A 20,481-nucleotide genomic window follows, 5' to 3' on the forward strand; every position below is an offset into this window, starting at 1 on the left:
CAATCTAAAACTATGTTCACGTTCTTCGAAAGAGATTCCTGGCGGATGCAGCATGAAAATGACACGAGGTTTTGTGCTCATCCTTGATGCGTTTCTTCGGCCAGAGAACGGATCTGTGGCACCAGATTTAGGATCCGTGGCACGACGGCTCAGTAGCTGAGCTTAACGATGACAGCATGGAGGACTTTCGCTAATAAGCCCCTGACGCTGCACCCATCGCACGGAGGCCAGTGAAGAGGCTCTCGCCCAGTATTCGGACGTTGTGCGATGGCGCTCATGGTGCAACCGCCATGGAGCGGACAAGCTCACGGGTGGATTGCTCCGTCTGTGCGTTCACTTCGGTATCGGTGCCACCCGCCCGGCCGGAAATCAACGGGGTTCCGCAGTCAAGCATGATCCTGACGTCCGCCGCTTTTCAGCTGATGACCCCGCCGCTGCAGATACATCGATCCCCGCACCTCCTCGGTGGTGGTGCGGGGATCGATGTATCTGCTGAATCTTGTGGACTACTTGGTGCGGAAGTCTCCGGCGCCACCGACGTATTCGGTGTGTCCGGTGGCCACATCAGCGGTCACCATCGCTGCAACCTCTGCGCCGAACTCCACGACGGAGTAGAGCTTGCCAGCTGCGGCACGGCGGGCCTCGATGGCGCCCGGCTCCGCACGGTCCAGGAGCGTCGCGGTGATGGTGCCCTCGATCATGTCACCGGAAACCACTACGAAGGTGATGCCCTTGGCCTCGAGCGCCGGGATAAATTCACGCAGAGCAAGCTCACCAGCACGCTTGGAACGGGCGACCGGCTCGTAAGCGTCCATGGTTTCGACCTGGTCGATGAAGTGTGCCTGGTGGCTGGTCACGAAGACCACCCGGGAGCCCGGCGCCATCTTAGCGGTAGCCGCCTGGAGCATCGCTACCTGAGCATCACGGTTCAGGCGCAACGCGTAGTCCTCGCCCAGACCCGATTCCATGCCGCCAGAGGCGTTGAGCACGAGCACATCAAGGGAGCCGAAGTTCTCGATGGCCGCATCAACCAAGGCAGTTGGACCCTCGGGAGCGGTCAGGTCGGAACCAACAGCAACCGCGCGGCCGCCGGCCTCTACGATGCCCGCAACGATCTTGTTGGCACGTGGTGCCTTCTGACGGTAGTTGATGACAACCCCCGCACCCTGTGCGGCGAGGACCTTGGCTACTTCGGCACCGATGCCTCGGGAGGATCCGGTGACGATGGCGCCCTTGGCTGAAAGATCGTTCAATGCTGCTCCTAAAGTGGTTGCCGGGCCCGGCGCTGCGGCGCATACGTGCTTCGGCACATCTTGGTGGTAAGGAAAGTCTTTGGCTAGTACGCACAACCAGTGCGTACCTCTTCTCAATCCTGCCAGTACGCGAGGGCGCGCACCGTTGTAGGAATCCTCCAAACAAGTCTAGTTCAGCACTGCCCCGGTCGGGGTGCCGCGCTTTGCCGCCGTGTCGCAGCAAGGCTGTGGGCTCGGCACCTGGGGCGCATGCCCCAGGAACCAAGACAGCGTGGCGGAATAAGGCGCATTAGAACCGGAAGATTCACACCACGCTGGTGCGCTTAGGCTAATTCTGCGCGAACCATTCCGCTCAGTGCTTTGCCGTCAAAGCGTCCGGCTACTTGCTCGGAGACCTGCTTCATGACGGTGCCCATCTGACGCATCCCTAGCTCGGCACCCTCGGCGCGCAAAGATGCGACAACCCCAGCAACGATGGCAGCAGCCTCGTCCTGACTCAGGGCTGCCGGGAGGTATGCCTCGATGATGGCAGCTTCCTGGGATTCTGCTGCGGCGCGATCTTCCGCACCGGCCTCTGTGTACGTAAGGGCTGTTTCGCGCCGGCGCGCGGCTTCCTTCTGGAGCAATGAAATTACTGCAGCGTCATCAAGTACCAGCGGAGTCTTGCCACCTTTTTCGCGGGTGTTGATTTCACCGAGCATGTTCCGCACCGTAGTGAGTTCCACCTTGTTCCCGGCCTTAAGGTGCGAGGTCATATCCGCACGAAGGCGGTCCTTGAGGGTTTCCATGATGGATTCTTCTTCCCGTCTTATCCGACAGTTTTGGTGTGCGGCTGCACCCATTCTGTTGCCGGTGTCGCCCCTAGTTTATTGCGTTCGGCGAACTCGCGCCGCATCCAAGGGAAACTTCCCCACGTGTGTTCGCTGTCTGGTGAGGCAATTTCTACGATAAGTAGGTCCGCACTCCCCTAGTTGCGCAGCACGATCGACAAATGAAACGGGTCTGTTCCTGGCTGGTTTGAATAGTTGAGTCGAATGGCTGACCCAGCCAGCCCTAAAAGTTGACTAAGTCAAAAATTTATCTAGGTGTTATAACTAGCTATGGTTTTCAACATATTTGAGCATGGACGCCCTTTGACTCACGGGCCCACCGATTGACAACGCAAAAGTGCGACCACCGCCTATCTCCGGTGGTCGCACTTTTGCGCCAGCTCCACTTCAGAAAGAAGGGAAGCGATTCAGCGTACGTTCTTAGTGCCCCATGCCCAATCCACCGTCAACGGGAATAACGGCACCGGAGATATATGCCGCCTCATCGCTGGCGATCCAGCGAACAACGTTGGCCACTTCCTCGGGCTCAGCAAAGCGGTTCGCCGGGATGGACGAGAGATAATCCTTCTGCGTGGCTTCGGGCAATGCGGCGGTCATATCGGTATTGATGAAACCGGGTGCCACCACGTTGGCGGTGATGCCGCGTGAACCGAGCTCGCGGGTCAACGAGCGGGCGATACCTACTAGGCCGGCCTTTGAGGCGGCGTAATTGATCTGACCGGGTGACCCATAGAGGCCTACAACGGAGGAAATCAGCACCACTCGACCCTTGCGCTTCTTGATCATTCCCTTTGAGGCACGCTTGATCACCCGGAAGGCTCCGGTGAGGTTGGTGTCGATCACCGAAGTGAAATCATCCTCATTCATCCGTAACAGCAGCATGTCGCGGGTAACTCCGGCGTTGGCCACTAGTACCTCAACGGGGCCGTGAGCCGCCTCAACCTCGGTAAAGGCGGCATCGATGGAAGCGGTGTCGGTCACGTCGGCTTTCACGCCCAATAAGCCGTCGGGGACATCACCGCTGCGGTACGTTATGGCGACCTTGTCGCCGTTCGCCACGAACGCGCGGGCGATGGCCAGGCCGATGCCGCGGTTGCCTCCGGTAACCAGCACACTACGGCCGGTGGTGTTTTCGGACAAGGGTCCTCCAAAAGACGATGTCAAGGGGTTGGATTGCTGCGGAACCAATTCTAGCCCGACTGGTGCCCGACAGCTCGCGTCCTACTACGCTGCACACTCGGGCTTCCGGTGTGAACGCTGGGAGCCCGACCAATGTTCGCTCAACGCCTTGGCCTCAAATTCGTATGCCGGCTTGGGTCGGTGAGACAATAGGAAGCATCGGATCCACGGAAGAATCATGAGCTCACCCAACAACAGCCACAGTCACGATCCGGGCACACCCGTGCACCGGATTACCGAGGCGCAGGAATCCCACACAGTGGAGAAACGATCCCGCGTTCTCAAGTACACCATCTCCATGTCCATACGCATGGCGTGCTTTATTGCTGCTTTTTTTGTGCATGGTTGGTTGCAGTGGGTTCTACTGGGTGCAGCCGTAGTCCTTCCCTACATTGCCGTAGTGGTTGCCAATGGCGGTGCAGATCTCACCAAGCGGGAACCCCCAGCAGAATTCTTCGCGGGAGATGACCCCCGATTGCTCACTGCCGGTCCGCAGCCCACCACAGCTGAGCCACAGACCGCCTCTTCCGCCACGTCAACACCGAGGGAAGAGACGAACGACGACGAATTCTTGGGCGAAGATGGACAACTGATCACCGATCCGCCTGTTAATTCCCACTCAGACTCCCCCGCCGTGGCTCATAACGACGATAGCTACCCGGCGGAAGCACCGACCACCATCGATGGCAGTTTTGTTGATGAACCCGATGCTCCCAACCGAGCTAAAGCGCCCGAAGGAACCCCATGAATCTCTTGGACTCATTAGGCGACAGCAACGCCGTCCCTGGTCCCTCCGGGCCGCCAAAATGCTCGCGCAAGGGCTGTCGAGCCAATGCCAGCGTCGCACTCGCCTGGAACAACCCCAAGATTCACACGCCCGAACGGCGCAAAACCTGGCTGGCATGCTCCGAGCATGCCGACTGGCTAGAAAACTACCTTTCCGAGCGCTTGCTCTTCAAGGAGCGCATGCCGCTTCCTGACGCGGCGACCGACTCGAGTTCCCTAGGAGAATAAACAAGCGTGTACCGATTCCTGGCCAGCACCCGCTGGATTGGCTGGTTGCTTCTGGTCTCCCTCTTTGCCGTCGTTTTCGCATTTCTCGGCCATTGGCAAATGGACCGTCGTGAAGGCGTTCTGACCGAGATCTCTCATGTGAAGCAAAACTACGATGCTCGACCGGTATCGTTCGACGAGGCCGCTGGTCTCTTTGAAGCGTTGCCTCAGGAGGCCAAATGGACGCCTGTCGCCCTGCACGGCACCTATCTGAGTGATGACACGACCATCGTGCGTAACCGTATTTCCGGTTCACGACCCGGCTACGAGGTGCTTGTTCCTTTCCGAACCAAGGAGGGAACCATTGTCATTATCAACCGTGGGTTCCTGCCCATCGGCAATGACAGTGCCGGTAAGCCCGACGCAGTTCCGGCTCCCCCGAGCGGGACGGTTGAGGTGGATGTTCGTCTGAAGGGCGGTGAACCGACTCTTGACCGTGGAGCACCCCAGGGCCAGCTGGCCTCCATCGATTTGCCGGCCTATGAGAAATTACTGGGCTATGACGTGGCCACGGGCAGCTATGGATTGATGTTCGCGGAAGATCCAGCCCCGAGCTCAGCTCCGACTCAACTCATCCGACCCGATGAGGATGAGGGCCCGCACCTTTCATATTCTTTCCAGTGGTATGCCTTTGGAGTGCTGGTGTTTGTTGGCTTCGGTTATGCGGCCAAGCAGCAGAAGCGCATCAACAAGGAAGATAAGGAAGAACGCGCCGCGGCAGCGCTGCGCGGCGAGGAACCGGTCCTGCATCAGGCGCACCGCCTGCGCAATCGGCCCAAGAAGTTGGTCCGTCGCGACGGTAGCCCTACCGATGAAGCCACAGAGGATGCCTACCTCGATGAGCTGGAGCGCAAAGCACCGGACAACCTGAAGGTGGAAGTTCCCGGCTCGAACTGACCCCGAGTTTCGCGGCCTCACGTTGTGCGGCCGCGAAACTGCCCGTCGGACGAACATTCGGCTGGCGGAGGGCACGGGCGTTAGCTGTCCCACACTTGGTGCCGGTCGATTGGCTGCCGAAGCCAAAAACCCGCGCGACATGTGCCGGGGAACCCAACAGTGCAATCGTGATGCCGCGACGCCGGGTGGTCGGATCAACTCCGAGCGCCTAGAGGCACTCCTCCGGATCCCTGACGCTGCGGTTCATCAGCATCCAAAACAGCACGTGAGCCACTGGCCTCTCCCCCGCCCTAACTAACACCACGTCATGGCCCAACCCGACCAAAAGCATGTGAGCGCAGCTCGGGGATCCCGGATATCGACGAGCCGACGAGCCGACGAGCCGACGAGCCGACGACGAGATACGAAGCCACGCTAGCTCGTCCCGCGAGGTTGATCTCCCAAATAGTCCCACGTAACAGGGACGCAAGAAAATACCCTGAGCTGCTGCCACCCACCGAGACCGCGCCCAAGGCGCCAGGATCCGAACCCTGCTCAACGCACGAAAAAGCCCGCCTTCCCGCTACTTGCCATGGGCAGGGAGCGGGAAGGCGGGCCGAATTCGAACTAGGCCAGAGACACGAGTTCCAGGTAGGCATCGTTCCAGAGGTCCTCGTCGCCATCGGGCAACAGCACCACACGGTCCGGGTTCAGGGCAGAAACTGCTCCCTCATCGTGCGAGACCATGACAACGGCGCCGGAGAAGTTCGAGAGCGCGGAGAGGATCTCGGCACGCGATGCCGGGTCCAAGTTGTTAGTGGGCTCATCGAGCAACAGCACGTTCGCACTGGAGGCAACGATGGTGGCCAAGGCCAAACGAGTCTTCTCGCCACCGGAGAGTACTCCGGCCGGCTTGGAGACATCGTCACCGGAGAACATGAATGAACCCAAGATGCCGCGGACCTCTGCATCACCCATGTGGCTTGGCGCGGCAGAACGCATGTTCTCCAGCACCGTACGGTCCACGTCCAGGGTGTCGTGCTCCTGAGCGAAGTAACCAATCTTCAGGCCGTGGCCCGGGATCAGTTCACCGGTGTCAGGATCGCCCGCGCCGGCAAGCATGCGCAGCAACGTGGTCTTACCCGCACCGTTCAGGCCCAGAATCACAACCTTGGAACCGCGGTCAATGGCGAGAGAAACATCGGTGAAGATCTCCAACGAGCCGTAAGACTTGCTCAGTCCCTGGGCCATCAGTGGGGTTTTGCCACACGGAGCCGGATCCGGGAAACGCAGAGCTGCCACACGATCGGCGACACGGACATCGTCCAAACCGCCCATCAGACGGTCCACGCGCTTAAGCATCGACTGGGCGGCCGAGGCACCCGAGGCACGAGCCTTCATCTTGTTGGCCTGAGCCAGCAAGGTGGTGGCCTTCTTCTCGGTATTGGCACGCTCACGCTTACGCGCACGCTCATCGGTTTCGCGCTGAGCCAGGTAACGCTTCCAACCCAGGTTGTACACGTCCATGGTGGCACGGTTGGCGTCGAGGTGGATGACCTTGTTAACCGTGGCTTCCAGCAGCGAGGTATCGTGCGAAATCACCAGCAAGCCACCCTGGTGGTTCGCTAGGAAGCTGCGCAGCCAGACGATGGAGTCGTGGTCGAGGTGGTTAGTCGGCTCATCAAGCAACAACGTCTGAGCATCCGCGTAGAGGATTCGTGCCAATTCAACACGACGACGCTGACCACCGGAAAGGGTTGACAGCGGCTGGTTGAGCAGGCGCTCGGGCAAAGCCAGGTTGTTGGAGATGGCAGCGGCCTCGGACTCGGCGGCGTAACCGCCACCGGCGATGAATTCCGCTTCGATGCGATCGTATTGGCGCATGGCCTTGGCGGCTACAGCGGGATCCTCCGACGCCATGTCGTCCTGGCACTGCTTGAGCTTCGTGACGATCTCATCAAGGCCACGAGCCGAAAGGATACGGTCGCGAGCCAGCTGCTCCATGTTGGGAGTGCGCGGATCCTGCGGCAAGTAGCCGATTGATCCGGTGGTGGTGACGGAGCCACCGGCAGGCAAAGATTCGCCAGCCAGTACGCGCGTCATCGTCGTCTTGCCGGCACCGTTTCGCCCGACGAGGCCGATCTTATCTCCCTTGTCGATGCGGAACGAGACGCCCTCCATGAGAAGGCGTGCGCCAGCGCGCAGCTCCAAATCGGCAACGGAAATCACGGTGACCCTTTCGGTAAAATGTATTGCGGCCGCCCTGCTGGGCAACCTACCCAGTCTACGCGGGGTTAACCATGTTTGGCATTATGATGCGTTCAATCTCACTCTGAGGTGCGATTTTGAATGCATCAGGGCTTCCCTGAGACGCCCTTTGGCTGTTGAGCTTCGGACTGGCCAGCGGGCTCATTCTTGGCGGCAGTTCCCGCCCCCGCTCCGGTTTTGGCTTCCAGCTTGGGTTCCTTCCTGGCACCGGCGTTGGTGACCGGAACCTGGCCGGTGAGCGGGGCGCTTGGCGCGACGCTGGCTCCGATGGTGCCGGACATTTTGGCTCGATACACATCCATCTGCGCCAGACGGCGGCGCAGTGAATCGGCACGATGCTCATCCCCTCCGCTGGTGGCCTTGATGTGCGAGGTACCAAAGTGCCAGAGCAAAACATCATCCAGCAATCGGTCCGGGCCCGGAGAATAGCGGTGGTCCAACGCGGCACGCACCGAGGTAATGACACTGGGCTGGAGCAGCTGGGCAAATTCACGCGTACCGGAGAGGCCGTGAGCGGCCAAGAGTTCCGCCGCCCATCCCCAGTCGTCGTCCGATTTACGGTCCACATGTGGCAACAGGGTCTGCCAGATCAACTGAATGCGTTGGGCACTAAGCGGCACAGCACCTTCGCCATCCGCATCCCAGAATCCTGTCACGGTCTGGAAGCGCTCATGGAGCTCGGAGAACTGATCCTCCACGGCCTCGAGCATGGCGGCGGTGGCAGTGAATTGCCGATCGATGTGCGGGCTCCAGGCCCGCGGTTCGGCGTTCTTAAAACGAATGTCGTGCTCAATTTCGCTCCATGCGTGCGACAAAATCGTCCGGATCTGCACTTCGAAGACGAAGTTGCCGGTAATGCGCACCTCGCCACCGAGTTTGGCCTGGAAATCGCGCACCACCTCCTCACCACGTGTCTTCAGGATCAGGTGGCGCGAGGAATAACCATAGGTACCCGATTCAACGGAACCAATGTCTTTTTCGCGGTCAGAGCGGCAATCGAAGTCCGAACGTCGACGTTTGATGAGGTTCGCTGCCTCACGAATTTCATGCGGGAGCTTAACGATCACACGCACGCCGACGAGGTCATGAACCTCGCGTAGTGGGCTGGGAAATTCGAGGGAGGGAGTTTCCCCGGCCGTCGGCACCAACATTCGTGCGGCCTTGTCGCGGAAGGACTCCACCGTCTTCACCCTAGTAACGATGAACAATGGGGTCGTATCCGTCTCATCAAAGAGCGATTCGATCCGCGTGCGCATGGCCTCGGCAACGTGTTCAAGCATGGGACGGGCAGTCGCGTAAAGTTCCACGCTGTGACTGACCTGTTCGCGCAATGATTCATCAAGGGTCTCCCAAGGGGTGCCCACACATGCCTCCTACCAACAAAATGCTAATGGTTTTTTGCTCTGACATCAGCCTATCAACTGCACCCGTCACGTTGCTCGGCGCCGCGTTATCCACTCATGGCCGGTCGTGTACACATCGATAGTATTGCGCTGAAAATTGTGGGGATCATCGCAGCGCTAATCAGCAGTTCCGGCACGAGGTGACCTGATCGTCGGACAACGGCATGAAGCGGCTCGCCGACGAAACCAAAAAACCCGCATCACACACGCACTGCGGGAAAATTATCCCTCGGCACACGGTGATACGGGGTTGTTGATGCGGCTATAGATGCACAGCGGTCCGTGCCGAGAATCGTCTGGGCGACGGAAAGTTGTTAGTTCTTTGAGCCCTGCGTCTGAGCGATTTCATCGTAAAGCGGGGAGGCGCCATTGGCGGCCTGGTTCTTGGCCGGAGCCTTACCCTGCGGGATGTTCCGGCTACCGGAGTTGCCCGAAAGATTCGTGTTCTCGGCGTAAGCGGAAGCTGGAACGGAGTTTTTCACGCCGACGCTGGATTTGCTGGCATCTGCACGACCCTCGGCTCGAGCCCTCGAGGTGGCCTCGATCAGTTCCGTCTTGGCTGCTTCAAGCCGATCGGCTTCGGCCGCTTGAGCATCGTTCATCGCGGCCTGGAAACCATCGTCGTAGGCAATGCCGTACTTTTCATTTTCCGCGGCCTGCTCGTCAAACTCGGCTGCCGCACGGAGTTCGGCGGCTTCCGACTTCTTTTGGTACATGTGCACCGTGAGGTGGGTGATGGCCAGCAGAACCACCGGCGGCATGGCCGCCACGAGTGCCGAGACAACGGGCGGAATGCCAGTGTCCATGGTGCCAACGGTGAGGATCGCGTGCACCGAGTTTGCGGCGGTGGAGACGATGGCGCCGAAGAAGAGCAAGGACCACGGGTAGATCATGGCGCGACGGCTGTGGCCGTTCAGCGCCACGATGGCCACCGTCGAGGCGACGATCATGCCATCGACAATGACCGGCCAGATCCAGGCGAGGTTCGCATCGATGCCCGAGCGTTGGGCAAGATCTGTCAAAGCGGCAAAAGAAAGGACGAAGGCGCCCACGGCGATCAAGACGGTGGCAGCGACCGCGGTGCGCAAGACGGCCTTGTGTGGCTCGTTCGGGATCTTATCGTTCATCTGGCTGGAGGCCTCAATCATGGTTGGGTTAAACGTTTATTTCCGACCGGTCTGCCTTCCACGCCCCAGCGGGACGCAGTTCCCTCAGGCACACCGGAACTAATTCTACTGTGCGCAGCACCGCGCGTATTGCTGCGCTTATTTCTCCGTCACCAGGCGGTAAGACCATCGAATGGGGCGAAAACCGGCGAATCTGTGCCAATGATCACCACGAGCCGGAAGCCCCAGCGCCTGCCCAAAAGCCCTCAGAGCGGCTATTGTTAACGGTGGATCAACCTTGCGTTAATCATTGGGGGCACGCCAGCCACCGGAAGCACCTATGATCCCACTCCCAAAACCCTCGCTCTAGCAGCATTGACACGGTCATCCCGTGCGTAGCCCTTCATGCCACGCGCCCGGCGAACAGCCGTGTCTCCGTACCACCAGCAGGAGATGCTCACCCTTATGACAGCAATTGCCCCGGACCACGTAGAAGAGCTTGTATCGGAATCCCTCATGGATCGCCGCTACGAGACGCAGATCGAACCAGTTAACCGTCTCCTAGATGAGACCCGCGCGCTTCGTCCCGCGACCTCGGTGTCCTACGTCGATCCAGTGCACAACGTCGAAGAAGTACGCATCATCTCGTTGTACTCCAACATTGGTGTTGCCAACGAAAACGGTTTCATCGATGCCGGCTCCGATGAGGCAGCTACCCGCATGCTGGGCATGCAGTGGCAGCTGGGCCTTCGCCCCGAATTCATCCTGCCGTGGAACGTTCACCCGTGGCACACCCCCGGTGAGGTCAACGGCAAGTTCACCCCGCCACAGATCACCTCCGGCCTCAAGCCACTGTTGCGCATGCTCAAGGTCGTGCCGCGCGCATCTGTATTGATCGCCCATGGCACCGAGGCTCACCGCCTCTCCGAACAATTGGTTAAGACCCAGAACCCGCTGCTGTGGCGTCGTGGTTTCAAAACCTACAAGGTCAAGTCCCTAGACGGACGCGCCTTTGCCGGCTCACCGGAGCGCCAGCAGGCTCACCTCGAAGAAATCTACGCCGCCTACGCCGACGCCATGGCCCGCACCGGCCTCGCCGCGGCCAAGTAGTAGAATTCTCACACCAGGGCACGGGAGCCAGTTACCACTGAGCACCGACGCTGCGGATAAACTCAATCTCATGCCCCATAACACCCCCGCCACCGTAAGCCGCACCCAGAAACTCCAACTGGGAGCGGCCATGGTCCTCGCGGGGGTGTTGTACGTTGCCCACTCCTTCCTGCGTTTTTCCAACTACGAATCACGCGGTTACGACCTGGGCATCTTTGATCAGGCAGCCCGCCAATACGCGATGTTCAAGGCGCCGATCGTCCCCATCAAGGGTGTTGACTTTAACCTCCTGGGGGACCATTTCCACCCCATCTTGGTCTTATTGGCGCCGTTCTATTGGATCTGGAACGACCCACGCATGCTGGGCATCGTTTTGGCGCTGCTGCTGGTTTCCTCCGCCATCCCGGTCTACCTCTTTACGCGCACTCGCTTTGGGCACCTCGGGGCATTGCTGACCGCCAGCGCGATGCTGCTCTGGTGGCCATTCCAGGCCATCGTGAACTGGGAATTCCACGAGGTCGGTTTCGGTGTGCCGATCATGGCCTGGATCATCTGGGCCTTTGACCGCGGGCGTTATTGGTCGGTCATCGGGCTCAGCGCCTCGCTGCTGCTGATCCGCGAGGACATGGGCATCACCATTGTCGCGGTGGGTATCGTCTTGCTCTTCCACCGCCAGTGGCTCAAGGCCGCTCTGCTGTTTGTCCTGGGTCTGGGCGGCTACGTGGTGGTCACCAGTTACCTCATCCCGATCTTCTCCCCCGCCGGCGTCTTTAGCTACTGGCAATACACCGCATTGGGCGCGAGTGCCGGGGCGGCGATCATCTTCCTGATCACGCACCCGTTCCAGTCGATCGCCATCCTCTTCGACCATCAGCTCAAGGTGGCACTGTGGTTGCTCAGCTTCCTGCCCCTGGCCTTGTTGCCGCTGGCCTCCCCCTACGTCATCCTCGGTGCCCCACTGTTACTCAGCCGGCTGTTTAACGACCGGTTGAACACCTGGGCACCGGTGTACCAATACGACGCCATCATGGCCCCGATCTTGATCCTCTCCGCCGTTCACGTGCTCGGAAAGCTCATGGAGCGCTTCGGCTGGCGAAAGATCCGGGTAGTTGGCCCCGCCTACCTGCTCGCCTTCGCATTGATTGCCACGTTGTTCTTCCACTCGGTGTTCCCGCTGGGTCGCACGCTCACCGGCGCCAATTGGACCCCGGGCCCTTTGGTGGCAGCCAAGAATCGCGCCGTGGCGATGATTCCCGATGGTGTGTGCGTGGAGGCGGCCGACACCCTGGTGCCGCACCTGACCACTCGCACCTACGTGGGCCTGCATGGGGATATCGGTACCGATCTCTCCAGCTGGATGATCATCGACTTCAACGAACAAGAACTCGGTGGTTGGGATCCGCTGAATCCCCCGCAGGCACTCGATAGGGCCCACGCACTGGGATTCACCGAGGTGGCCCCCATCGACGAGGGCATTCTGGTACTGCACCGTGATATCCCCACCGATCCCACCTGCAGCAACTACCTGCAGCGCTAACCTTTTCTCGCCAGCCTCATAATGCTGGGCTGAATCAGCGGACCCACGTGCTTCTTTGTCCTGGCGACGTCTCAGCTCTCACCCCCTCGGGCCTGGGCGCACCACCTTCTCGCTCCGGCACACCCCGGAGAACCGCAACGCGCCGCGAACCGCTCGCGGGGTACGTGGCCACTATGTGACCGTCGACTTGTGACCGCCGGCAAGCCGACCCCGTTAAGGCAGCCCGGTCAAAGCAGCCCCGTGACGACACTGCGGATACAACAAAGCGCGCCGATGTTTACCTGGGTAGACATCGGCGCGCTTTGTTGTGATGGATCGGGGATGGCCCCGGCTAAAACTTAGGACGTGGTCTTGCTCCGCAGCACAAAGGCATCGGGAAGATTCTCCAGCGGCCCGGCCAGCGGGTCATCAACGCCCTCTGCTCGCACCTCATCGATCTCCGGGTGGCGAATGTCCTTGATGATCTTCGCACAGATGTAGATGAGCATGCCCATGTGCGCAACGATCCCCAGGCCATAAAGAATCTCAATGGCCCAGCTGTCACCGAAGTACTTCAGCCCGCTGACCCACTTGGCGCTCCACAACCAGACAAAGACCCAGTGGAAGACCTCGATGCCCTGCCATACCAAAAACTCACGCCATTTGGGGCGAGCCAGTACGTAGAGCGGGATCAGCCACATCACAAATTGTGGTGAATAAACCTTGCCGAAGAGCAGGAACGCCACCACAATCAAGAACGCCAGCTGCGCCATCCGCGGGCGGCGCTTGGCGCTGAGTCCCAGATAGGCAATGCCCAAGCAGGCGAGGCCAAAGAGCCCGTTGGAGAGCAGGGACATCGTCGAGCCGCTCATGCCGGTCCAGACAAACGCCAACCACATCGAGGAGTTGCCCGCCGGCCGATCCCCGGAGAAGGTGTAGAAACGGCTCCACTCATCAAAGGCGGTCAGCATGAAGGGCACGTTGATGGCCAGCCAGGCCACGGCGCCGGAGGCCAGCGATACCCAGAAGTGCCGCATGCGTCCGGTGCGTAGGCAGAGCACCAAGATCGCACCGAAGAGGAAAAACGGATACAGTTTCGCGGCGGCGCCCAAGCCCAGCAGCACCCCGGCCAGCACGATGTGTTTGCCTGAGAACGCCAAGAGCCCGCACATCGCCAGCATGACCGCTAAGAGGTCCCAGTTCAGTTGGCTGGTGAGGATGATACCCGGTGCCAACGCCACCATGATCGCATCACGGCTGCGGTGCCGCGCGGCGTAGGCCACGGCGATCACCACGGCTGCCCAGCAGATGAAGGACACGGCGGAGTTGATATCAAAGTAAGCCAGCTGGCGTTCGGGCGAGAAGCCGATGCCGGGTACCAGCATCGCCGTGAGTCCGGCGGTGATGGCCAGCAATACCGGGTATTCCAGTGCTTGTTCGGCCGGGAGCCCGGTGAAGTACGGGAAGAGCTTATCGGCCATCCCGCGGGTTCCAAAGAGCTGGGTGAAGTCCGAGTAGCACAGGTGCAGGTGCTGTTCGGCATCCGGCCAGCCGTTGACCCGGCACCACTGCTTGGTCAGCACGGCAATAGAGGCACCAATGACGGTGAGCACCAGCAGCCCGATGATGACCGGGCGCGTGGCCTCGCGGGCGTTAAACAGGTTCTTAACCGGTTGCATGACGATCCGGCTGCCTCATTTCTTTTACGTGGTGCGTGGGTGTTGTTGACGAAGATTTTAGGTGGTCGTGACGATCAAAGAATCCGGGGCTGGATTCTGACTTGGTGCACGTCATATCTCTAGCGCACACCGGGAGCTTGCCCCGCGCTGCGTTCGGTACCAAAGGTGCTGGCGGTTTTCGGATCGATGAACACGAGGTATCCCATGTAAGCCAATCCGATGACTGCGGCAAAAATTCGCACCCAGAGTAGCGAGAACCACTGACCAATGGAGAGCTGATCCACCACACCGGCCAGCACCAGCAGCAGGCACAGGATGTACAGGGCCCGCTCCCACGCGATCGGGTAGCGGCGGGACAGCGCGAAGAAGGGAATCAGCCACAAGAGGTACCAAGGCTGGATGATCGGAGCCAGAACAACCGCGGCCAGCAGCGCATAACCGGAATAGAGCAGCGGTGGACCGGTCGGACGACGCAGCGCCAACCAGAACACCAGACCCAGGGACACCGCGCGGAATGCCGTGAATACTGCACCGGAAATAACTGTCAGGTCCCCTCCGAAGAGTGATCCGATCCAACCGGCCAGCATTCCCAGCAGTCCCACCGGGGCGTAAGGGAAGGCCGCGGATCCGGCACTGGCCATCGCGGCTATCCAGCCGAACCACAGTCCGGAGGCCCAGCCCAGCAGCGCCATTACGGCCAGGGTGACGGATCCGGCGAAGGACCAGGCCAGCATCTTGCGACCCAGGGTGGCATGACGCCCCACCATCGCGATACCCAAAAATGGCAAGACCAGCACCACAATCGGTTTGATGGCGATGGCTGCGCTTACGGCAAGAACCCCGAGCAGGTAGCGTTTGCGGGCCACCAGCAGGAAGCCCAGAAGCACACCGCCGATCATCAAACCATCGTTGTGCACCCCACTGACCATGTTCAGCAAAAACAGTGGATTGGCCACCGAGATCCACAGCGGCCAAGCGGCGCCGCGTCCACTGATCTTGGCCAGTGCCACCACGGTGTAGGCGCACAGTGCCACGCCACCCACCGCTATCAGGCGCATCATCAGCACGCCGTATTCGGGCACGGCACCGGAGATGAAATAGGTGAAGCGGGCGTACATCAAAAACAGCGGGCCGTAGGGTGAGGATGATTCGGCCCAGAGAGAGTCCGAACCCTGCGCAAACCAGCCCGGTAGCTGGGAGACCCAGTCGCTATAGGGCGAGAGCCCCGCGTGCATTAGCCGGCCCTGTCCCAGATAGGAGTAAACGTCCTTGGAGAGGATCGGAAAGGAAAAGAACAGTGGGATCGACCAGATCCAGATGGCCCGCACGATCACCTTCACCGCTCCGGGCCCCTGCGACTCCGAGCGTTGGCGAAGCCTCAACCAGGCACGGAAGAGCAACATGGAGCCCAGCGCCAACAGTAGCGTGCAGGTGATCACGCCGGCTGCCTCCACGCGTAGCGGCAGCAGCGGCTTGGCACGTGAGAGCAGCGACTCTTGGGAGCTCGGGATCCACCCCACGCCCCAGGAGCCAAACATGACCATCAGCGAGGCCACCAGGCCCTGCCCGATGGCGATGTTCGGAGAGTCTTCGCCTCCGCCGGTGAAGTGGCGTAACAGCGGCGTCGTGGCTGCCCGGGTGCGGAGCTTCTCTAAGATACGAGTGGCTCCGGCGATGCCCCAGCGCGTAGACCGTGGCTCAGTTTTGGCCGGTTGCCCACCAGAGGCTGTGCCCTCGGCCCTGATCATTTTCCCCGTCGGTGACACGGAAGAAGCGGGGTGTTCCATCGCAGGGCTCACGTGCTGGGCACCTGCGGATCGTTCTTCCCCGTGGTGGGCTCTGCTTCCGCCGTTCGGCGGCGCAGGCGCGCGGGCAAGGTGGCCACAAAAAGGCTGCGCGTACGCGGATCCAAGAACGCTAGGTAGGCCATCGAGACCCACGAAATGGCCGTGGAGAGCTGCTTAACCCACGGGTCTAGGTCCGAGAGGAACTGCCAAATAAAGATTTGGTCCGCGGCTCCGAAGGCGATGAAGAACGCGGTGGTGAAGTAGACCCACAATAGCTGCCAGTCATCCCGGATTCCGGTGATGGCGAAGAAGGGCAGCAGCCAGAGGATGTACCAAGGCTGGATGATCGGCGAGAGGATCACCAGCGCGGAAAAGGCAAGGGCCATGCGTTGGACGATGTGCGACTGCTTGCCCTTGAAGATCAGCAGCAGTACCAAGCCCACCGAGGCCAACCGTGCCACCAGCTTCACTGCCGGTAACAGCCAGTCGGTGCCGATCCCGATGGTGGTCAGAGCACCGTGCAGCACGGCGTTCAGCGCCCCCACGGGGGCGAAGATGACAGTTCCGGTTCCGGTTCCCAGCATGACCTTGAGCCAGCCAAAACCGTAACCGTTGGCCCAGCCGATGACCGCCATGATGACGGCGACAAGTGTTGCGGTGTACACCCAGTAGCGAATCTTGCGCCACCAGCCAGCATCTGGGCCCGCCCAGAGCAGGCCGATGAATGGCAACAGCACCAGAGTGATCGGCTTGACGCCAATGGATGCGGCAATCAGCACCACACCCAAGACTCCGCGGCGTGTGGCCGCGTAGTAGGTTCCCGCCAAGGCGAGGCCCACCATGAGGGAGTCATTGTGTGCGCTGGCCACAAAGCTGATCAGGAACAGCGGGTTGGCCACAGAAATCCATGTGGCCTTGGCGCCGGAAACCTTGTGCAGCGACGCAATCTTCGGCACATAAATCATGCACAACAAGACCCCGGCAAAGGCCACGAGGCGGAAGAGCAGTACGGATAAATCGGGACTGGTTCCAACCATGCGATTTACCGCGAACTCAACTATCAGGTAGAGCGGCCCGTAGGGGGTCTCGTCTTCCGCCCAGGTGATGTCCGCACCGAGTTGAAACCAGTTGTTCAGCGTGGAGATGCCTGCCACATAGGGGTCTTGTCCGGCAGCCACCAAGCGTCCTTGGCCAATGTAGGCAAAAACGTCGCGGGAAAAGATGGGCAAGGCAAACAGCATCGGGATGCTCCACGACCAGATGGCGCGCTTCACAACCACCAGGGAGCCCTCTGGCCACCCGGCCAGTTGCTGGCCGAGTCGTAGCCATGCTCTGAACAAGATCCAGCAGCCCACCGTCAGCACCACGGTGCCGACCACAACGCCGACGTAGTCAGTACGGATAGCAATCAGTAATGGGTTGCGGTTCATGGGCGAAACACTGGCCAACCAACCGACAGCGTAGGACCCCAACATGACCATGATCGAGCCGATGGTGCCCTGGATCAATGGTGAAAGGTGCGGTCCGCGCCCGGTGGCCTTGGATTTAGCGGTGGGAACGGAGGAATGCACGTGGTTCATGGGGTGCCCACTCCTGACTCATCGTTCCCACTATGGTTATGGATTTTCAGGGGGCACCTGTCCCCCTGCTACCCGCTGGCAGGTGCCCCAACACGGGCGCGATCCTGCGCGTAAAAATCAAATTCCACCCTAGCACCGTGACATACCAATGCCCGGGAGGCAACGGCACGTTGCGCCAGAGCTCACATCACACCAAACCAGCAACCCGGACCCATCATCGTGGCGTGGCCTTCTTCCGACCGGACGGAAAGTACATAAGGTGGTGATAACTCGAATACTCAGCAGCAAAAGATCAAGGGGACAGCCGTGGGCAGGCGGACAAAAAACGTTGAGAACCCGGTGCGCAATCACGCACTGCTCGGCTGGGGCATCTTCATCTCACTGCTACTGGGTGTCGCCTCCCCGCAATTGGGTCTTAGTACCGTTGCAGCGATCGCCTTGGTTGGCACCTGTTTAGTCGTATTCCTGTTGCTTTGGCTTTTGAGCAGTTCACGGGGTTCTTCGCGTTCCTAGAACTCGCCCTCCCCGGCGGCGGATCATCGGTCCTCATACGGGAAGTCGGTCCCGCGGCAGGTCTCCCCGGCCGCGGCTTCTGCCCACGGGAACGTGGACGGAAGCCGCGGCCACTGCGGAATCGGGTAAATTGGGGCTTGTGTCTATTTCAGCTGAAAAAATTGTGTGGATTGACTGCGAGATGACAGGCCTGAGCCTGGAAAACGACGCGTTGATCGAAGTGGCGGTCCTGGTAACGGACTCCGAACTAAACGTCCTGGGTGACGGCGTAGAAGTGGTGATCAAGCCATCGGCCGAAGCCATGGAGCAAATGAATGATTTTGTTCGCAACATGCACATCACCAGCGGACTGATCACCGAGCTCGATGCCGGTCTGGAAATGGGCGCTGCCCAGAAGATTGTCATGGACTACATCCGCGCCTATGCTCCCGAGCCCAACAAGGCGCTGCTGGCCGGCAATTCCGTGGGTACCGATAAGAACTTCTTGGCCCGCGATATGCCAGAGGTCATCGAGCACCTGCACTACCGGATCCTGGATGTCTCCACGATCAAGGAGTTGGCCCGCCGCTGGTACCCGCGCGCATTCTTCCAAGCTCCGCCCAAGACCGGTAACCACCGGGCACTCGGCGATATCCAGGACTCCATCGATGAACTGAAATACTACCGAGCCACCGTGATGGTCCCGGCCCCCGGTCCCGATAAGGCCACGGCAAAGGCCGCCGCGACTAGGATCGTTGCCGAAAAACCGACCAATTAATCACTGTGGTGCAGAACACAGCCCGAAACAGGCAATCCGAGTTGGCACTCCACCTCCACTTGTGTGTAAGATAGTTCTCGTTGCCCAGCAGTTCGGAAGTAATTCGGAACGGTTGAGCGACTAGCCTTAGGGCGAACTTGGTGGGTATAGCTCAGTTGGCAGAGCATCTGGTTGTGGTCCAGAAGGTCGCGGGTTCAATCCCCGTTACTCACCCCAAAGAAGCCGCTCCGGATTAGTCCGGAGCGGCTTTTCTCATTCCATACCAGTTTGTACTTTTCACGACGTGCCCTAGCTCGGCGCAGCAGCAGATGATTTGAGGGGACAGATGAAACACGGGCTCATTCATGAAGACCCCGATCATTTCCGCGAAATGGTCACGGAATTCAAAAACCACGGCGTTGCCCCGAGCTTCCTGGCCCAGGAATCCAAGTATGTTATTCCTCATCCGCTGCGCGTACCCGCCGGAATCGCCGGAGGGTCGCCCTGTACCGCTCTCAACGGCGTCGACGGCACCGCGGTCAACGCCGAGGTCCGCGAAGCAGTTACCGGCCGCCAGAAGCTTGCCTGGGCGGTTGAAAAGAACTTGTCGAGCAGAGCTGAGTATCGCCAGTTGCGCGGAGGCCAGAACGGCGCGTTTGAGCACCTGCCGGTTCAGCAATACTGGCAGCGAGAGCACTCCCCCTCAATGCTGGTATCCGCGAGATGATGAATAAACCCCGCAGCAACGCGCTACCCAACGATCCCTAGCGCACCGACAGTCACACGCTTGCAGATCCACCACTAGCGTCACCATCACAACTTATTTATTGGCAACAGAAAGTCCTAGGAGAAGTCTTGAGCATTCGTCCTGTCACCATCTACGGCGAGCCCGTGCTGCACGTTCGGGCAAAGGAAGTCACAGCATTCGACGATGAGCTGCGTGAAATCATCGCCGACATGTTCGACACCATGGATGCGGCCAATGGCGTAGGCCTGGCAGCACCGCAGATCGGCATCGGCCTTCGGATCTTTACTTACGAGTTTGAAAATGAGGACGGGGCTCCGCATCGCGGCGTGCTGGTTAACCCGCGGCTGACGCTTTCGAAAGTCTCGCAGGGAACTCCGGACCCGGATGAGGAGATTGAAGGTTGCCTTTCCGCTCCGGCACTTAATTTCCCACTCAAACGAGCCGAATTCGCACGTGTCGAAGGATTCGACGGCGATGGAAATGAGGTCAATTTTGAGGCCACCGGGTGGTTCGCGCGCATCATGCAGCACGAATATGACCATCTAGACGGTTACCTCTACGTTGACAAGCTCAATGAGAAGTGGGCTCGTCGCTGGAAGAAAGCGAAGAAGTCTCTGGGCTGGGGTGTCCCCAACCTGACATGGATGCCGGGAACCGACGAGGACCCATTCGGGCACTAGCCTCCCCCAGGTCAGCAGCCCCAAGAGGTCCTTAGGTGGGCAACTGAGTCCATAAGTATCAAGGGAAGCTCTCGTCCTGACCTCAAGAAATGCGAAAAGCGGGTATTGCCTTCGAGAAGGCAATACCCGCTTTTCGCATTAAACCCGCAAACGGGTCACGCCGA

General features: G+C 59.9%; 18 protein-coding genes and 1 tRNA gene. 10 read left to right on the forward strand and 9 right to left on the reverse strand.

All coding sequences use genetic code 11. The features are described from left to right. Positions 1–506: 506 nt before the first annotated feature. The 3 genes from HED64_RS14710 to fabG all read right to left on the reverse strand — a co-directional run bounded on the left by HED64_RS14710 (position 507) and on the right by fabG (position 3,223). The gene (locus HED64_RS14710) at positions 507–1,253 is read right to left on the reverse strand and encodes an SDR family oxidoreductase (protein ID WP_168152751.1); all 747 of its coding nucleotides are present in this window, start codon (positions 1,251–1,253) and stop codon (positions 507–509) included. Between the two features lie 323 nt (positions 1,254–1,576). Continuing rightward, positions 1,577–2,041, reverse strand: a complete 465-nt coding sequence (locus tag HED64_RS14715) for a GatB/YqeY domain-containing protein (protein WP_168152752.1) — start codon at positions 2,039–2,041, stop codon at positions 1,577–1,579. 462 nt (positions 2,042–2,503) lie between these two features. Beyond that, positions 2,504–3,223, reverse strand: a complete 720-nt coding sequence (gene fabG / locus HED64_RS14720; protein ID WP_168152753.1) for a beta-ketoacyl-ACP reductase — start codon at positions 3,221–3,223, stop codon at positions 2,504–2,506. A gap of 217 nt (positions 3,224–3,440) precedes the next feature. Here fabG and HED64_RS14725 point away from each other — a divergent pair, with 217 nt between their 5' ends. The 3 genes from HED64_RS14725 to HED64_RS14735 are packed head-to-tail and all read left to right on the forward strand — an operon-like array spanning position 3,441 to position 5,212. Continuing rightward, complete coding sequence (locus HED64_RS14725; protein ID WP_168152754.1) at positions 3,441–4,010, forward strand: DUF3099 domain-containing protein; 570 nt, start codon at positions 3,441–3,443, stop codon at positions 4,008–4,010. Then, a complete protein-coding gene (locus tag HED64_RS14730; RefSeq protein ID WP_132357782.1) occupies positions 4,007–4,276 on the forward strand; it encodes an acetone carboxylase in 270 nt (89 codons plus the stop codon). The genes HED64_RS14725 and HED64_RS14730 overlap by 4 nt, the downstream gene beginning before the upstream one ends. Before the next feature lie 6 nt (positions 4,277–4,282). After that, entirely contained in the window at positions 4,283–5,212 is a 930-nt protein-coding gene (locus HED64_RS14735; RefSeq protein WP_168152755.1) for an SURF1 family cytochrome oxidase biogenesis protein, read from the forward strand. A 606-nt stretch (positions 5,213–5,818) separates the two neighbouring features. On the opposite strand, the gene HED64_RS14740 is transcribed toward HED64_RS14735, so the two are convergent. The 3 genes from HED64_RS14740 to HED64_RS14750 form a co-directional block, all read right to left on the reverse strand. Beyond that, positions 5,819–7,420, reverse strand: a complete 1,602-nt coding sequence (locus tag HED64_RS14740) for an ABC-F family ATP-binding cassette domain-containing protein (protein ID WP_132357786.1) — start codon at positions 7,418–7,420, stop codon at positions 5,819–5,821. Positions 7,421–7,545: 125 nt separating this feature from the next. After that, positions 7,546–8,823 (reverse strand): GTP pyrophosphokinase, encoded by a 1,278-nt coding sequence (locus HED64_RS14745; protein ID WP_168152756.1) that lies wholly within the window; start codon positions 8,821–8,823, stop codon positions 7,546–7,548. A gap of 353 nt (positions 8,824–9,176) precedes the next feature. Further along, positions 9,177–9,989, reverse strand: a complete 813-nt coding sequence (locus tag HED64_RS14750; RefSeq protein WP_168152757.1) for a DUF2637 domain-containing protein — start codon at positions 9,987–9,989, stop codon at positions 9,177–9,179. A 444-nt stretch (positions 9,990–10,433) separates the two neighbouring features. On the opposite strand from HED64_RS14750, the gene HED64_RS14755 reads away from it, so the two are divergent. Then, a complete protein-coding gene (locus tag HED64_RS14755; RefSeq protein WP_132357790.1) occupies positions 10,434–11,078 on the forward strand; it encodes a uracil-DNA glycosylase family protein in 645 nt (214 codons plus the stop codon). 70 nt (positions 11,079–11,148) lie between these two features. Further along, entirely contained in the window at positions 11,149–12,615 is a 1,467-nt protein-coding gene (locus HED64_RS14760) for a DUF2079 domain-containing protein (RefSeq protein WP_168152758.1), read from the forward strand. Between the two features lie 338 nt (positions 12,616–12,953). On the opposite strand, the gene HED64_RS14765 is transcribed toward HED64_RS14760, so the two are convergent. The 3 genes from HED64_RS14765 to mptB (HED64_RS14775) form a co-directional block, all read right to left on the reverse strand. Beyond that, complete coding sequence (locus tag HED64_RS14765) at positions 12,954–14,273, reverse strand: glycosyltransferase family 87 protein (protein WP_168152759.1); 1,320 nt, start codon at positions 14,271–14,273, stop codon at positions 12,954–12,956. Between the two features lie 119 nt (positions 14,274–14,392). Further along, complete coding sequence (mptB, locus tag HED64_RS14770) at positions 14,393–16,072, reverse strand: polyprenol phosphomannose-dependent alpha 1,6 mannosyltransferase MptB (protein ID WP_168152760.1); 1,680 nt, start codon at positions 16,070–16,072, stop codon at positions 14,393–14,395. Then, positions 16,069–17,640 (reverse strand): polyprenol phosphomannose-dependent alpha 1,6 mannosyltransferase MptB, encoded by a 1,572-nt coding sequence (gene mptB / locus HED64_RS14775; RefSeq protein WP_168152761.1) that lies wholly within the window; start codon positions 17,638–17,640, stop codon positions 16,069–16,071. The genes mptB (HED64_RS14770) and mptB (HED64_RS14775) overlap by 4 nt, the downstream gene beginning before the upstream one ends. A gap of 306 nt (positions 17,641–17,946) precedes the next feature. On the opposite strand from mptB (HED64_RS14775), the gene HED64_RS14780 reads away from it, so the two are divergent. The 5 genes from HED64_RS14780 to def all read left to right on the forward strand — a co-directional run bounded on the left by HED64_RS14780 (position 17,947) and on the right by def (position 20,317). After that, entirely contained in the window at positions 17,947–18,153 is a 207-nt protein-coding gene (locus HED64_RS14780) for a hypothetical protein (RefSeq protein WP_168152762.1), read from the forward strand. A gap of 139 nt (positions 18,154–18,292) precedes the next feature. Then, positions 18,293–18,910, forward strand: coding sequence for an oligoribonuclease (gene orn, locus HED64_RS14785; RefSeq protein WP_168152763.1), 618 nt, complete (start codon positions 18,293–18,295; stop codon positions 18,908–18,910). 140 nt (positions 18,911–19,050) lie between these two features. Beyond that, positions 19,051–19,126: transfer RNA gene (locus HED64_RS14790), tRNA-His, on the forward strand. A gap of 109 nt (positions 19,127–19,235) precedes the next feature. Then, the gene (locus HED64_RS14795) at positions 19,236–19,616 is read left to right on the forward strand and encodes a hypothetical protein (RefSeq protein ID WP_168152764.1); all 381 of its coding nucleotides are present in this window, start codon (positions 19,236–19,238) and stop codon (positions 19,614–19,616) included. 128 nt (positions 19,617–19,744) lie between these two features. After that, positions 19,745–20,317, forward strand: a complete 573-nt coding sequence (gene def / locus HED64_RS14800; RefSeq protein WP_168152765.1) for a peptide deformylase — start codon at positions 19,745–19,747, stop codon at positions 20,315–20,317. Positions 20,318–20,481 lie beyond the last annotated feature (164 nt).

The organism is Paeniglutamicibacter terrestris (genome assembly GCF_012271785.1).
Lineage (GTDB): Bacteria > Actinomycetota > Actinomycetes > Actinomycetales > Micrococcaceae > Paeniglutamicibacter > Paeniglutamicibacter terrestris.

Excerpts from the sequence above, each read along its gene's own strand:
- HED64_RS14715 (WP_168152752.1), bottom strand. The coding sequence starts at position 2,041 with ATGGAAACCCTCAAGGACCGCCTTCGTGCGGATATGACCTCGCACCTT.
- HED64_RS14725 (WP_168152754.1), top strand. The coding sequence starts at position 3,441 with ATGAGCTCACCCAACAACAGCCACAGTCACGATCCGGGCACACCCGTG.
- HED64_RS14730 (WP_132357782.1), top strand. The coding sequence starts at position 4,007 with ATGAATCTCTTGGACTCATTAGGCGACAGCAACGCCGTCCCTGGTCCC.
- HED64_RS14750 (WP_168152757.1), bottom strand. The coding sequence starts at position 9,989 with ATGAACGATAAGATCCCGAACGAGCCACACAAGGCCGTCTTGCGCACC.
- HED64_RS14755 (WP_132357790.1), top strand. The coding sequence starts at position 10,434 with ATGACAGCAATTGCCCCGGACCACGTAGAAGAGCTTGTATCGGAATCC.
- HED64_RS14760 (WP_168152758.1), top strand. The coding sequence starts at position 11,149 with ATGCCCCATAACACCCCCGCCACCGTAAGCCGCACCCAGAAACTCCAA.
- HED64_RS14765 (WP_168152759.1), bottom strand. The coding sequence starts at position 14,273 with ATGCAACCGGTTAAGAACCTGTTTAACGCCCGCGAGGCCACGCGCCCG.
- mptB (WP_168152761.1), bottom strand. The coding sequence starts at position 17,640 with ATGAACCACGTGCATTCCTCCGTTCCCACCGCTAAATCCAAGGCCACC.
- HED64_RS14795 (WP_168152764.1), top strand. The coding sequence starts at position 19,236 with ATGAAACACGGGCTCATTCATGAAGACCCCGATCATTTCCGCGAAATG.